The 13,348-nt window shown below is 71.3% G+C and carries 13 protein-coding genes; 9 read left to right on the forward strand and 4 right to left on the reverse strand.

The window, feature by feature from the left end; all coding sequences use genetic code 11:
* Positions 1-92: 92 nt before the first annotated feature.
* Complete coding sequence (locus OM076_RS05395) at positions 93-527, reverse strand: hypothetical protein (protein WP_270038460.1); 435 nt, start codon at positions 525-527, stop codon at positions 93-95.
* A gap of 88 nt (positions 528-615) precedes the next feature.
* Between OM076_RS05395 and OM076_RS05400 the strand changes: the two genes are divergently transcribed.
* From OM076_RS05400 to OM076_RS05410, 3 genes are read left to right on the forward strand one after another with little or no spacing between them, the layout of a single operon-like run.
* Positions 616-1,353 (forward strand): ThuA domain-containing protein, encoded by a 738-nt coding sequence (locus OM076_RS05400; RefSeq protein ID WP_270038461.1) that lies wholly within the window; start codon positions 616-618, stop codon positions 1,351-1,353.
* Entirely contained in the window at positions 1,350-2,417 is a 1,068-nt protein-coding gene (locus OM076_RS05405; protein ID WP_270038462.1) for a Gfo/Idh/MocA family protein, read from the forward strand. The genes OM076_RS05400 and OM076_RS05405 overlap by 4 nt, the downstream gene beginning before the upstream one ends.
* Complete coding sequence (locus tag OM076_RS05410; RefSeq protein WP_270038463.1) at positions 2,414-3,361, forward strand: ketopantoate reductase family protein; 948 nt, start codon at positions 2,414-2,416, stop codon at positions 3,359-3,361. The genes OM076_RS05405 and OM076_RS05410 overlap by 4 nt, the downstream gene beginning before the upstream one ends.
* A gap of 71 nt (positions 3,362-3,432) precedes the next feature.
* Here OM076_RS05410 and OM076_RS05415 read toward each other — a convergent pair whose 3' ends face one another.
* Positions 3,433-4,008: a transglutaminase family protein gene (locus OM076_RS05415; RefSeq protein ID WP_270038464.1), complete on the reverse strand. Its 576-nt coding sequence runs from the start codon at positions 4,006-4,008 to the stop codon at positions 3,433-3,435.
* A gap of 77 nt (positions 4,009-4,085) precedes the next feature.
* Here OM076_RS05415 and OM076_RS05420 point away from each other — a divergent pair, with 77 nt between their 5' ends.
* Entirely contained in the window at positions 4,086-5,345 is a 1,260-nt protein-coding gene (locus tag OM076_RS05420) for a TolB family protein (RefSeq protein WP_270038465.1), read from the forward strand.
* Positions 5,346-5,445: 100 nt separating this feature from the next.
* On the opposite strand, the gene OM076_RS05425 is transcribed toward OM076_RS05420, so the two are convergent.
* Entirely contained in the window at positions 5,446-6,495 is a 1,050-nt protein-coding gene (locus tag OM076_RS05425; protein ID WP_270038466.1) for a proline racemase family protein, read from the reverse strand.
* Between the two features lie 20 nt (positions 6,496-6,515).
* Here OM076_RS05425 and OM076_RS05430 point away from each other — a divergent pair, with 20 nt between their 5' ends.
* The 5 genes from OM076_RS05430 to OM076_RS05450 are packed head-to-tail and all read left to right on the forward strand — an operon-like array spanning position 6,516 to position 11,514.
* Entirely contained in the window at positions 6,516-7,217 is a 702-nt protein-coding gene (locus OM076_RS05430) for an SDR family NAD(P)-dependent oxidoreductase (RefSeq protein WP_270038467.1), read from the forward strand.
* Positions 7,214-8,575, forward strand: coding sequence for an aldehyde dehydrogenase family protein (locus OM076_RS05435; RefSeq protein WP_270038468.1), 1,362 nt, complete (start codon positions 7,214-7,216; stop codon positions 8,573-8,575). Before OM076_RS05430 ends, OM076_RS05435 begins: the two co-directional genes overlap by 4 nt.
* Complete coding sequence (locus tag OM076_RS05440; RefSeq protein ID WP_270038469.1) at positions 8,565-9,728, forward strand: multidrug effflux MFS transporter; 1,164 nt, start codon at positions 8,565-8,567, stop codon at positions 9,726-9,728. The genes OM076_RS05435 and OM076_RS05440 overlap by 11 nt, the downstream gene beginning before the upstream one ends.
* Positions 9,719-10,282 (forward strand): cytidylate kinase-like family protein, encoded by a 564-nt coding sequence (locus tag OM076_RS05445; RefSeq protein ID WP_270038470.1) that lies wholly within the window; start codon positions 9,719-9,721, stop codon positions 10,280-10,282. Before OM076_RS05440 ends, OM076_RS05445 begins: the two co-directional genes overlap by 10 nt.
* Entirely contained in the window at positions 10,279-11,514 is a 1,236-nt protein-coding gene (locus OM076_RS05450) for a M20 family metallopeptidase (protein WP_270038471.1), read from the forward strand. The genes OM076_RS05445 and OM076_RS05450 overlap by 4 nt, the downstream gene beginning before the upstream one ends.
* Here the strand turns inward: OM076_RS05450 and OM076_RS05455 are convergent.
* Positions 11,492-13,339, reverse strand: a complete 1,848-nt coding sequence (locus OM076_RS05455) for an acyl-CoA dehydrogenase family protein (protein ID WP_270038472.1) — start codon at positions 13,337-13,339, stop codon at positions 11,492-11,494. The two genes, OM076_RS05450 and OM076_RS05455, sit on opposite strands and share 23 nt — an antisense overlap.
* Between the last annotated feature and the right edge of the window lie 9 nt (positions 13,340-13,348).

The raw sequence follows: 13,348 nt of genomic DNA on the forward strand, positions 1-13,348 counted from the left end.
GACCACGCCTTGTCGTCGTTCACGTTGAAATCCGGAACGTGCACGGTTTCCTCCTGGCTAAGGAGGAGTATCGCGCACGTTCCGGACTGCGGCTACGCCACGATCGCGTCGATGGTGCGGGCGCCGCGGGCGCGGGCGACCGACACGCGGTGGTGACCGTCGCGGACCGCGAACGTCTCACCCACCTGGACGACCTCGATCGGGCCGAGGCCGGGCCCGGTGTGCTCGGCCACCCACACGCGCAGCCAGCGCTTGCGCATGCGCGGGAGCGGGCGGAACTCGGAGTCGAACTCCCGCGCGCGGCCCGGCTCGAGCGTCGCCGTGATCGCGTCGAGCGGGATCTCGCGGACTCGTCCGCCGCCCGCACGCGCCGAGGTCGGCTCGTCGTGGACGAGCAGCTGGGCGCGCTCCGCGCAGCGCCGGAACAGCGTGCGCGTGATCGAGGCGCGGCGCCGCGAACGGGCCGCTCGTCCGAACTTCTTCTCACCCTCCATGTGGGCCCACGCGACGTGGTGTGCCGAATACATGCCCTCAAGGTGCCAACTCTGACCGGAACGGACGAGGGGGACTGCACACGGAACGCGGTGTGGTTGACCGCCTGCTAGTGGTTCAGATGTGAGCGAACGAACAGTACGGGTGACCGTGTGGGGCGAGAACGTCCACGAGCGTGAAGAGCCCGCTGTGCGGGCGATTTACCCCGATGGCATGCACGCGGCGATCGCGGCGGGGCTCACCGAGCTGCTCGGTGACGAGGTGCAGGTTCGAACCGCGACGCTCGAGCAGCACGAGCATGGTCTGCCTCAAGACGTCCTGGACAACACCGACGTGTTGACGTGGTGGGGTCACACCGCGCATGACCGGGTTTCCGACGAGGTGGTGGCGCGCGTCCACCAGGCCGTGCTGGGCGGCATGGGGCTGCTCGTCCTGCATTCGGCGCATTACTCGAAGATCTTCAAATCGCTGCTGGGCACGCCGTGCGATCTGCGCTGGCGCAACGACGGCGGGCGCGAGCTGGTCTGGACCGTCGACCCGGCGCACCCGATCACCGCGGGCGTACCGAACCCGATCGTCATCGACGCGCAGGAGATGTACGGCGAGCCGTTCGCGATCCCGCGCCCGGACGAGCTGATCTTCATCTCCTCCTTCGCGGGCGGCGAGGTCTTCCGCGGCGGCTGCACGTGGGTGCGCGGGGCGGGGCGGATCTTCTACTTCAGCCCGGGCGATCAGGAGTATCCGGTCTACCACCATCCGGACGTCAAGCGGGTGCTGGCCAACGGCGTCCAGTGGGCGCTGCCGCGGCTGCGGCAGGCGCCGGCGGGCTCGCCGGAGTCGCCGGTCGGATGGTGGGAATGAAGGTCGGCGTGGTGGGGGTCGGCTGGGCCGGCCAGCAGCACATCAAGGCGTATGCGGCGATGGACGGCGTGTCGCTCGTGGGTATCGCGGGCTTGGAGGAGGAGACGCGTTCGGAGCTCGCCGCGGAGTTCGGCGTCGAGCACAGCGTCGCGCGCTGGGAGGACCTTCTGGAGGTCGACGGGCTCGAGGCGATCAGCGTCGCGGTGCCGACCTTCCTGCACGCGCCGATCGCGACCGCGGCCTTGGAGCGCGGGATCCATGTCCTCTCGGAGAAGCCGATCGCGTTGGACGGCGAGCAGGCGGACGCGATGGTGGCGGCGGCGCGGTCGGCCGGCCGCGTGCTCGACGTCGCGTTCAATCACCGCCGGCGCGGCGACGTCCAGAAGCTGCGCGCGTTGATCGAGGAAGGCCGGCTCGGGCGCCCGTACTACACGAAGGCCTGGTGGCTGCGGCGCACCGGCATTCCCACGCTGGGCTCCTGGTTCACGCAGTCGTCGCTGGCGGGTGGTGGCCCGCTGGTGGACATCGGCGTGCACGTGCTCGATTTCGCGCTGTTCCTGCTCGGCAACCCGGCGGTGAAGTCGGTGTCCGCGTCCACGTACGACCTGCTCGGGTCCAACGGGTTCGGCGGGTCGCGGGAATCTTCGAAGTCAGGCGCCGACGGGGCGGCGAAGTTCGACGTCGAGGACCTCGCGACCGTTTTCATGCGCTTGGAGGACGGCGGCACGCTGCTGCTGGAGGCGTCGTGGGCGATGCATCGCGCCGACGGCGACCAGTTCGGCGCCACGCTGTATGGCACCGAGGCCGGCGCCGAGTGGTATGTCGACGACTACGTGCCGGTGGGTTCGTTGAAGCTGTTCGGTGACGTCGACGGGCACGCCACCGTGGAGTCGTTCCGGGCTGACATCGGCGGAGCGCATCCCGAGGTGGTCGCGGACTTCGTCGCGAAGATCCGTTCCGGGGACTGGTCGGCGCACGACGGGCGCGCCGCGGCGGCGCTCGCCCGCGTCGTCGACGCGGCGTATCGGTCAGCGCGCGAGGCGCGGGAGATCACGCTGTCGTGAGGTTCGTGGTGTTGGGGGCGGGTGCGATCGGCGGCGCCGTGGGCGGCGGCCTGTTTCGCGCCGGGCACGACGTCACGCTCATCGCCCGCGGCGCCGCATTGCCGGTGCTGCGGTCGTCGGGGCTGACGTTGCAGACGCCGGATGGGGACGAGGTGCTGCGGGTGCCGACGGTCGCGTCGGCGGATGGGGTGCGCGACGGCGACGTGGTCATCCTCGCGGTCAAGAGCCAGCACACCGTCGCGGCGCTCGAGTCGCTGGCCGGGCGTGACGTGACGATCGTGTGCGCGCAGAACGGGGTGGCGAACGAGGTCGAGGCGCTGCGGCGCTTCGAGCGCGTCTACGGCGTCTTCGTCTGGCTGCCGGCGCGGCACGTCGACCCGGGCGTGGTGCAGGTCTACTGCGCGCCGGTCAACGGCGTGCTCGCGGTGGGGCGCGTTCCGGTGGGCGAGGACGAGACGGCGCGCGCGCTCGCCGCGGCGTTCACCGAGGCGGGCTCCGATGGCATCGCCTCCGCCGATGTCATGCGGCTCAAGCGCGCCAAGCTGCTCGGGAACCTGATCAACGGCATCCAGGTCGTCATCGGCGACGGCGAGGAGGCCGAGGCGCTGCACGAGCGGGCGATGGCCGAAGCGCGCGCCTGCTTCGACGCCGCCGGCCTGGAGTACGAGCCACAGCTGGGGCCGCTCGGCTCGCGCATGTCCACGCCGCGCCCGGTGCACGGCGAGGGCCACGCGAACTCCTCGTCCTGGCAGAGCCTCGAACGCGGCACCGGCACGATCGAGACCGACTTCCTCAACGGCGAGATCGTGTTGCTCGGCCGCCTCCACGGCGTCCCGACCCCGGTCAACGCCGCCGTCCAGTCCCTCGCGACCCGGATGGCCCGCGAGCACCTCCCACCGGGCTCCCTCGAACTTAACGCCCACCTAAGGGGTCTGGCCCCTTAGCTCACGTTTAGGTTCCGCGTGCCCGCTGCAGAGCGAAATCGACCTAAAGGCAACCTAAGGGGTCTGACCCCTTAGGTGGTCTTTAGGGGCAGGCGGCTCCGGAGCAGCGCCGCTTTGGCGGAGCCGCGGCGGTTTCCCGCGCGGTTGAAGCGCTCGGAGAGGCCGAGGAGCGCCGCGAAGGCGAGTTCGTGGGTGCAGTGGCGGCGCAGGCTCCACGGGTCGGCGGTCGAGCCGTCCATCGTTGCGTCGACCAGCCACAGGCGCTCGCCGTCGGCGAGGCCCGCGTACCAGCCCGTGGGGGCGGAGAGGACGTGGACCGGTAGGCCGGCGCGGCGGCCGACCTCGGCCATCAGCGCGGCGAGCACCAGCGGGTGGCCGGTGCGGGCCTCCAGCGCCGCGTCGAACCACAGGCCGGCGACGCTCGAGCGGTCCGCGTCGAAGCCCGGGTCGGTGTCCAGGACGTTGGCCAGTCGCGCGGCGGCGAGACGGAGATCGCCGCCGGCGAGGCCGAAGAGGGGAAGTGCGAGCTCGTCCAATCGGCTGTCCGCGGCGTCGGTGTCGACGTCGTGGAATTCGGCCGCGAGGGCGAGCATCAGGTCGGCGATCGGCGGGCATCCGCCGCTCGCCAGGCGTGTGAAGCCGTCCATTTCCGACCAACGCTATCAGGATTTATTAGGTCGCCCTAATGCGATCGGCTCATCTCCTTCGGGTAGCGTCGGCGGCGATGCGGGTCCTCGTCGCCGCCCTCTTCGTGTTGCTGGTCGTCGCCTCGTCCGCGAGCGCTGACACGATCGTCTACCGGCGCGGGACCGACATCTGGCGGATGGCGCCGGACGGCAGCGGCCAGACGGCGCTGACCGGCGGAGAACGGCGGTACGAGTGGCCGTCGGCCGCCGACGACGGCACCATCGTCGCCTCCGACGAGGTCGGACAACTGTGGCGCATGTCGCTGGACGGTGTCGTGGCCGGACCGCCGATCCCGACGGCGGCGACGACCGCGACGCAGGATGTCCCCGCGGAGACACCCACCCACGCGCGGATCTCACCCGACGGCGCGCGGATCGCCTACGACGAGGTGATCGACGGCGACCCCACGACGCTGTGGACGCCGTCCGCGGCGACCGGCCTCGACTTCCCGGGGCAGCAGGATGGGCAGGCCGGCCTCGTCACCCCGTCCTGGATCGGCAGCGACGCGCTGCTGCTGAGCCGCGACGTCGCATCCGACGATCCCGGGGCGACGTTCTCGCTTTACGGCATCGGCGGTGAGGACGGCTCGGCGGACCCCTGGTTCAGCGATTCCGCGGCGAGGTGGGCGACCGGGTTCGACGCCGCCGCGTCGCGCTCCGGGACGCGGATCGCGGTGATGGAGGACGACGCCGCCGACCAGGACGGCGTTCCCTCCCGCGTCGTCCTACGGCTCTACACGGCCGATGCGCCCGGCGCCACGCCCGTGTTCCGCTGCGAACTCGCGCTCGAGGCCGCCGACACCTACAGCTCCGCCAGCCCGACATTCTCACCCGATGGCACCCGCCTCGCATGGGCGCAGAGCGACGGGATCCACGTCGCGAACCTCGGGGCGTTGAGCGACTGCGGGGCGATCCGCGACCAGGTCGTGACGCTGCCGGGCGCGTGGGAGCCGTACTGGACCCCGGCGACGCCTGCGGCGCCGGTCGGCGCCGCACCGCCCGCCGCCGTGCTCACGCTCGCGGTGCGCACCCGCGCGCACCCCCTCCGGGCGACGCTCCGCAAGCACGGCCTGCGGGCGCGGGTCACGCTCAGCGCCCCCGCAACCGTGCGGGTCTCGGTGCGCGTCGCGGGCAAGAAGCGCTTCGCCGGCGTGACGACCGCCCGCCTCGGCGCCGGCACGACGACCGTGTCGATCCGCCTCCGCGCCCGCGTTCTCCGTTCGGCGAAGCACTTGACCGTCCGCGCGAGCACGCCGGGCGCCAAACCGGCCGAAGCAACCCTCCGCCCGCGAACCTAAACCTAACCTAAGGGGCCAGACCCCTTAGGTTGCCTTTAGGTCGAAACGGCTCTACCCCGCGGCGTTCGAAACCTAAGCGCGAGATAAGGGGCCAGACCCCTTAGGTGGGGTTTAAGGTTCCCTCGCGGGCTCCCGAGCCCCAGGTGTCCGGGAGCTTGAAGCCGGCGGCGAGGGGGTCGGTGGGGTCGACGACGAGTTGGTGGAAGCCGGTGATCCAGGCGCGGCCGGTGATCGCCGGGATGACGGCGTCCACACCGCCGACCTGTGTGCGGCCGGTGATGCGGCCCGTGAAGCGGGTGTCGATGACGCTCTCCGCGACGTAGGTCTCGCCCATCGTCCCGCGCTTGTCGAGGACGGCGATGCGGGCGGAGGTGGCGGTGCCGGTCGGGGCGCGGTCGAGGCGGCCGGGGGAGACGATCGTGGCGTGGCGGGCGTCTCCGCCCACCCGCGGCGGGGCGACGAAGACGATGAAGGAGAGGTACGAGAGCGCGTCCTCGAGCGGGTGGGTGAGCGCGGCCGCGAGCTGCTCTGCCGCGTGCGGGCGGATGCGCTCGCCCAGCTCGCCCAGCGAGCGCGCCTCGTCTGGCACGATCGAGAAGCCCAGCGCCGTCGCGTCCACGAACGCGCACCACGCGCCGCCGTACGCCACGTCCACCCGCAACGTGCCCACCTCCGGCACCTCGACGACGGCGTCCAGCACGGTGCAGAACGACGGGACGTTCTCGAACGTGATCGGCCCGACGACGCCGTCAGCGCATTCCGCCGACACCCGCACCAGCCCCGCCGGCGCCTCCAACACCAGAGACGTCACCGGCTCGACCATTTCGACCATGCCGGTCTCGAGCAGTACGGCCGCGGTGTTGATCGTGTTCGTCCCCGACATCCCCTCGTAGGACGAGGACTCCATGATGATGAAGCCGGCGTCGGCCTCGGGATGCGCGGACGGGAGCACGAGGTCGGCCGACAGCGGCGCCGACCCGCGCGGCTCGAACAGGCACAGCCGCCGCAGCCAGTCGCCCTCGCGCTCCAGCCAGCGCGCCTTTTCGAGCATCGTCACCCCCGGGACGTCGAGGACGCCGCCGACGATGATGCGGCTCGGCTCGCCCTCGGCGTGGGCGTCGACGCAGTGGATGACCCTGGCGGTGCGCATCCGTGCCACGCTACCGGCCAATGCTTGCGGGAAAGGTTGCGGTCATCACGGGTGCCGGATCGGGGATCGGCCGCGCCACCGCGCGCCGGTTCGCCCACGAGGGAGCGACGGTGATCGCGGCTGACATCGACCTCGAAAACGCGCGCGAGACCTGCAAGGACCTGCCGAACGCCACCGCCGCCCAGGCCGACGTCACCCGCCGCGAGGACGTCGAGGCGCTCGTCGCCACCCACGACCGCATCGACGTCTACTTCAACAACGCGGGCGTCCCCGCCCGGGTGAAGCCACTCGCCGAGCTCACCCGCGAGGAGTGGGACCGGACGCTCGACGTCAACCTGACCGCCCTCTTCGTCGCCGCGCAGGTGGTCGCGCCGAAGCTGAAACCGGGCGGCCTGCTGCTCGTCACCGCCTCGATCATCGCCAACCGGCCGAGACCCGGGCTCTCCGCGTACGTCGCCTCCAAGGCCGGCGTCGTCGGGCTGGCGAAAGCCCTCGCGACCGAGCTCGCCCCAGACGTCCGCGTCAACGTCATCAACCCGGGTCCCGCCAACACGCCGATGCTCGAAGGCTTCGGCTTCGCGACCGACCCCGCGCAAGCGCTGCCGCTCAAGCGCCTGATCGAGCCGGAGGACATCGCGGGCGCCGCGGCCTATCTCGCCTCCGACGACGCCAGGGCGATCACCGGCGCGGTCTTCAACGTCGACGGCGGCCGCGACCTGTGAGCTTCGTCGCGACCGACCCGGCCACCGGGCATCAGTTCGCCGAACTGCCGGACACGAGCCGCGAGCAGGTCGCAGACATGGTCGAGGACGCGCACCGCGCGCTGCACGTCGAGCACGAGTGGCGCCACCCGCTCACCCGCGCCAAGGCACTGACGAACCTCGCCCGCCGGATCGAGGCCGAGGAGCGCGTGCTGGCCGAGCTCGAGACCCGCGACACCGGCAAGCCGCTCACCCAGTCCACCGCCGACGTCAATGCCACCGTCCGCTACCTCGACTACTACGCCGGCTCGATCGAGCGCCTCGAAGGGCGCCAGATCCCACTCGGCCCGGACATCGTCGACTACACGGTGCGCGAGCCGTGGGGCGTGTGCGCGCAGATCGTCCCCTGGAACTACCCGCTCCAGATCACCTCCCGCTGCGCCGCGCCCGCGCTCGCGGCGGGCAACGCGGTGATCGTCAAGCCGTCCGAGCTGGCCTCGGTGACGCCGCTGCGCTTCGCCGAGTTCGCGGAGGACGCGGGCGTGCCGCGCGGGATGATCCAGGTCGCCACCGGCGACGGAACGACCGGCGCCGCGCTGGCGCAACACCCCGGCGTCGACCACGTCACGTTCGTCGGCTCCGCCGCGACCGGCGCCCGCGTCGCCGAGGTCTGCGCCCGCCGCCTGGCGCCGATCGAGCTCGAGCTCGGCGGCAAGTCGCCCAACGTCGTCTTCGCCGACGCGAACCTCGACAAGGCCATCCCGGCGATCGTCAACGCGCTGATCCAGAATGCGGGTCAGAGCTGCTCGGCGGGCACGCGGCTGCTGGTCGAACGCCACGCGTTATACGACGTCACGCGGCTCCTCACCAAGGCGCTGGAGAAGGTCACCATCGGCCCCGGGATCGAGGACCACCAACTCGGCCCGCTGATCTCCCAGCGCCAGCTCGAGCGGGCGATGCGGATGCTCGAAGACGCACGCGCGGCCGGCGCGCACGTCATCGGCGGCGAGCACCGGAACGGCCTCTTCCTCACCCCCGCGCTGGTCACCAACGTCACACCGGACATGGAGATCTTCGGCGAGGAGGTCTTCGGCCCGGTCCTGACCGCGAGCGCCTTCGACAGCGACGGCGACGCGATCGCGCTCGCCAACGCCACGCCCTACGGCCTCGTGGCGGGCGTGTGGACGAGCGATCTGAGCCGCGCCCACCGCGTCGCCGCGGGCATCCGCGCCGGCCAGATCTTCGTCAACACCTACGGCGTGGGCGGCGGCGTCGAGCTGCCGTTCGGCGGGATGAAACGCTCCGGGATCGGGCGCGGGAAGGGCATCGAGGCGCTGCTCGCCTACTCGCAGGTCAAGAACGTCTGTATTGCCCTCTAGACCTGCGCTGATCGTGATCCTCGGCTCGATGGTGGCGATCGGGCCGCTGTCGATCGACATGTACCTGCCCGGGCTGCCCGAGATCACGCGCTCGCTGCACGCGAGCGCGGCCGCGGTGCAGCTCACGCTGACCGCGTGCGTGGCGGGGCTGGCGTGCGGGCAGTTGGTGGCAGGGCCGCTGAGCGATCGGCTCGGACGGCGGCGGCCGCTGTTCGCCGGGCTGATCACCTACGCGGGCGTCTCGTTGCTGTGCGCGCTTGCGCCGAACGTGATCGCACTCACCGGGCTGCGCTTCCTGCAAGGGCTGGCCGGCGGGGCGGGGATCGTGATCGGCCGCGCGGTCGTCCGCGACCTCTACCACGGCGCCGCCGCTGCAAAGCTGTTCTCGTCGCTGATGCTGGTCACCGGCCTCGCGCCGATCCTCGCGCCCGTGATCGGCGCGCAGGTGCTCAAGCTCACCGCCTGGCAGGGGATCTTCGTCGTGCAGGCCGCGCTCGCGCTCGCGATCGTCACGCTGGCGGCGCTCGCCCTGCCCGAAACGCTCGCGGCGGCCAAGCGCGACCGCGGCGGCCTCGCGGCAACCATAAGAACCATGCAGGCGCTGTTCGCGCAGCGCTCCTTCCTGCGCTACGCGCTGACCGCCGGCCTCGCGTTCGGCGCCCTGTTCGCCTACATCTCCGGCTCGCCGTTCGTGCTGCAGGACGTCTACGGACTCTCCCCGCAGGCCTTCAGCCTCGCGTTCGGCGCCAACGGCCTCGGCCTGGTCGCCGGCAGTCAGATCAACGCGCGGCTCGTGGGCCGGTACGGTCCCGGCTTCCTGCTGCGCCGCGCGCTGGCGGTGATCACGGCGGCGGCCGCGCTGCTGCTGGTGATCGTCGCCGTCGGCGGCGGAAGCGTCTGGCCGGTGATCTTCTGCACGTTCGTCGTCATGTCCAGCCTCTCGTTCGTCATGCCCAACGCCACCGCCCTCGCACTCGCCGAGCACGGCAAGGTCGCCGGGACCGCGTCCGCGCTGCTCGGGGTCACGCAGTTTCTGATCGGCGGGCTGGCGGCGCCGTTGGTCGGCATCGGCGGCACCGCCAGCGCGCTACCGATGGCGATCGTCATGTTCACGCTGGCCTCCGGCGCGGTATTGGTGGACCGATGGCGTTAGTCGCGATCTCCTCGCCCTACGGCGCAGGCGGCAGCCGCGTCGCGCCCGCACTGGCGAAGCGGCTGGACGTGCCGTTCCTGGACCGGCCCGCGGACACCGAGCCAGGGCGGGGCGGGTTGCTGTCCAAGCTCGGCTCGATCGGGATGGCGTGGGGGACGCCGCCGGGGATGGAGCTGGAGGACCTGGTGCCGGGCGATGCGCGCCGGCGCGAGATCGAGGCGGAGCTCCAGGCGCTCCAAACGACCGGAGGAGGCGTGGTCCTCGGCCGCGCGGCGGCGTTCCTGCTGCGTGAGGACCCGAACGTCCTGCGCGTGCTCTTGACCGGTCCGCCTGAGCGCCGGATCGCGCAGGGCATGGCGATCGAGGGCATCGATCGGGCGACCGCGGCGCGCCGCCTCGAACGCACCGACCGGGCGCGGCTCGCCTATCACCAGACGCTCTACTGCGTCGATCCGCGCGAGCCGACGCTCTACCACCTGGTCGTCGACTCGACGCGGGTGCCGCTGGAGACGTGCGTCGACCTGATCGCCGCGGCGGTGGAGAAGCGAGCATGACCCGCAACGAGACGATCCTCAACGCCGTCGACGAGCTCAAAGACGACCTGATCGAGCTCCTGCAGGCGCTGATCCAGATCCCCACGATCAACCCTCCCGGCGAGCGCTACGAGGACTTCGTCACCGAGCTGCGCGGCCGGCTGGACGCGCTCGGCTACACGACCGAGGTCCACACGGTCCCTGAAGCCGACCTGCCGGTGCTGGCGCCGTTCGGGCAAGGCCTCCCGCGGCCGAACCTGCTCGCGACCCTCAACCGCGGCGACGGCCCGATCGTCCACCTCAATGGCCACTACGACGTCGTGCCGGTCGGCAACGACTGGACCACCGATCCCTTCGGCGGCGAGCTGATCGACGGCTGGATCTACGGGCGCGGCGCCGCCGACATGAAGTCCGGGCTCGCGGCGCAGATCATCGCCGCGGAGGCGGTCCGCCGCGCGGGTTTCGCCGGCACGATCGTGCAGAGCGCGGTGCCCGACGAGGAGACCGTCGGCGTGCGCAACGCGGGCATGGGCTGGCTGGTGGAGCAGGGCCTGCTCGCAAACGCGGACGCCGTGATCATCACCGAGCCCTTCGGCCCCGACGGCGTCGGCATCGGCCACAAGGGCGCGATCTGGGGCGAGATCACGCTGCACGGCAAGCAGGCGCACGGGTCCAGCCCGCGCCTCGGCATCAACGCGGTCGAGGCGATGGCGCGCTACCTGACGGCGATCGACACACACGTCCGCCCGCTGCTCGAGCAGCGCTCCACGAGCTATGGCGTCACTCCGCCGGAGCCCAACGCCACGCTCTCCTTCGACACGATCCACGGCGGCGCCGCGACCAACATCGTCCCTGACCGCTGCACGGTGACGTTCAACCGCCGTCTCGTGCCGGGCGAGAACCTCGACGAGGCGAGACGCGAGCTCCTCGCGCCACTCCAAGCCCTCGGCCTGCCCTACGACTACCGCGAGACGTACTCGACGCAGCCGGTGCTCGTCGGCGAAGACGAGCCGGTCGTCCAGGCCGCCTGTCGAGCCGTCAAAGCGCTCGGCCTCACGCCGCGCATCCTGATCTCAGCCGGCAGCGACGACCAGCGCTTCGTCGTCCGCAACGCCGGCATCACCAACTCGCTCGTCTACGGCCCCGGCACCACCGCGCTGTCGCACATCAGCGACGAGCGCATCGCGGTCGAGGATCTGGTGCTGGGGACGAAGGGTCTGGCGCTGATCCTCAGCGATCTCCTGGGTCGCTGACGCCCTCTTCGAGCCAGGTGTAGCGCCCGTCCAGCAGGCCCATGGCGGTCTTGTAGCCAGCGTCGTCGGTGTTGTTCCACAGGTCGTGGAACAGCGCGTCGGCGCGGTGGCGCGCCTGCGCGCAGAACAGGTCGGCCAGCTCGCGGGCGGAGTCGCCGCGCTCCGGCGTCTCCTGCGCGATCGTCTCGGCGTAGACGACGGCGGCGGAGATCGCGAACAGCTCGGCGCCGATGTCGACGATGCGGCCGAGGAACGACTGACGCTGCTCGAGCTTGGCCTGCCAGCGGCCCATCGCGTAGAACGTCGAGCGCGCAAGCCGGCGCGACGCGCGCTCCGCGTAGCGCAGGTGCGTCGCCAGTGAGCCGAACTCGTCGTAGCCCTTCGGCTTCGTGCCCTCGCCCACGACCAGCTTCGGCAGCCACTTGCCGTAGAACGCGCCCGCCGCGACGGCGCTCTTGGCCTTCTCGCCCAGCGGCGTGTCGGCCTCGAGGATGTCGCCCGCGACCTGCAGGTGCTGATCGACGGCCTCGCGCGCGATCAGCAGGTGCATGATCTCGGTCGAGCCCTCGAAGATGCGGTTGATGCGCATGTCGCGCAGCGCCTGCTCGACCGGGATCGGCTTCTCGCCGCGCGCCTTCAACGACTCCGCCGTCTCATACCCACGCCCGCCACGGACCTGGACGAGCTCGTCGATGACCTTCCAGCCCAGCTCGGAGCCGTAGAGCTTGGCGATCGCCGCCTCGATGCGGACGTCGTTGCGCTTCTCGTCGGCCAGGCGCGAGGCGACGTCGAGCATCGCCTCCAGCCCGAACGCGGAAGCGGCGATGAACGCGTTCTTCTGCGCGACGGCGTCGTGCTTGCCCACCGGGCGGCCCCACTGGACGCGCTCGCTGGACCACTCGCGCACGATCTTCGTCGCCCACTTGGCCTGCCCGACGCAGATCGCCGGGAGCGCCAGGCGGCCGGTGTTCAAGGTGGACAGGGCGATCTTCAGGCCCCAGCCCTCCTTGCCGATCAGGTTGCCCGCCGGGACGAAGACGTTCTCGAGCCTGGTGACCGAGTTCTCGATCCCCTTCAGGCCCATGAACGCGTTGCGATGCAGGACCGCGACGCCCTCGGTCGAGCACTCCAGCACGAACGCGCTGATGCCGCCGCGGTGGCCTTCGGACTTCGGCACCCGCGCCATCACGACGACGAGGTCGGCGATCACGCCGTTGGTCGCCCACAGCTTGGTCCCGTTGAGCACGTAGCCGCCGTCGACCGGCTCGGCGCTCGTCGCCACCCGCGCGGGGTCGGAGCCGACGTCGGGCTCGGTGAGCAGGAACGCGGAGATGTCCGTGCGCGCGACGCGAGGGAGCCACGCGCGCTTCTGCTCGTCGGTGCCGAACATGCGCAGCGGCTCGGCCACGCCGATCGACTGGTGCGCGGAGACGAGCGCGCCGAGCGCGGCGTGCCACGTGCCGATCATCGACAAGGCGCGGTTGTAGTAGACCTGCGAGAGCCCCAGGCCGTCGTACTCCGGCGCGACCTTCATGCCCATCGCGCCGATGCGCTTGAGTCCCTCGACGACCTCGTCGGGGATCTTGGACTCGCGCTCGATGCGCAGCGGGTCGACCTCGCTCTCGAGGAACGCGCGCAACGTGGCGAGGAAACGCTCGCCCTTCTCGGTGGCCTCGGCGTCGAGGCGCGGCTGCGGATGGATCAGGTCGAGGCGGTAGTTACCGAGGAACAGCTCCTTGCCGAAGCTCGGCAGCTTCCATTCCTGCTCGCGCGCGGCCTCGGCGACCTGCCGTGCCTCCCGTTCAGTGACATTCGTGGTGGCCATGACCTACTC

It is taken from the genome of Solirubrobacter ginsenosidimutans (genome assembly GCF_027587205.1).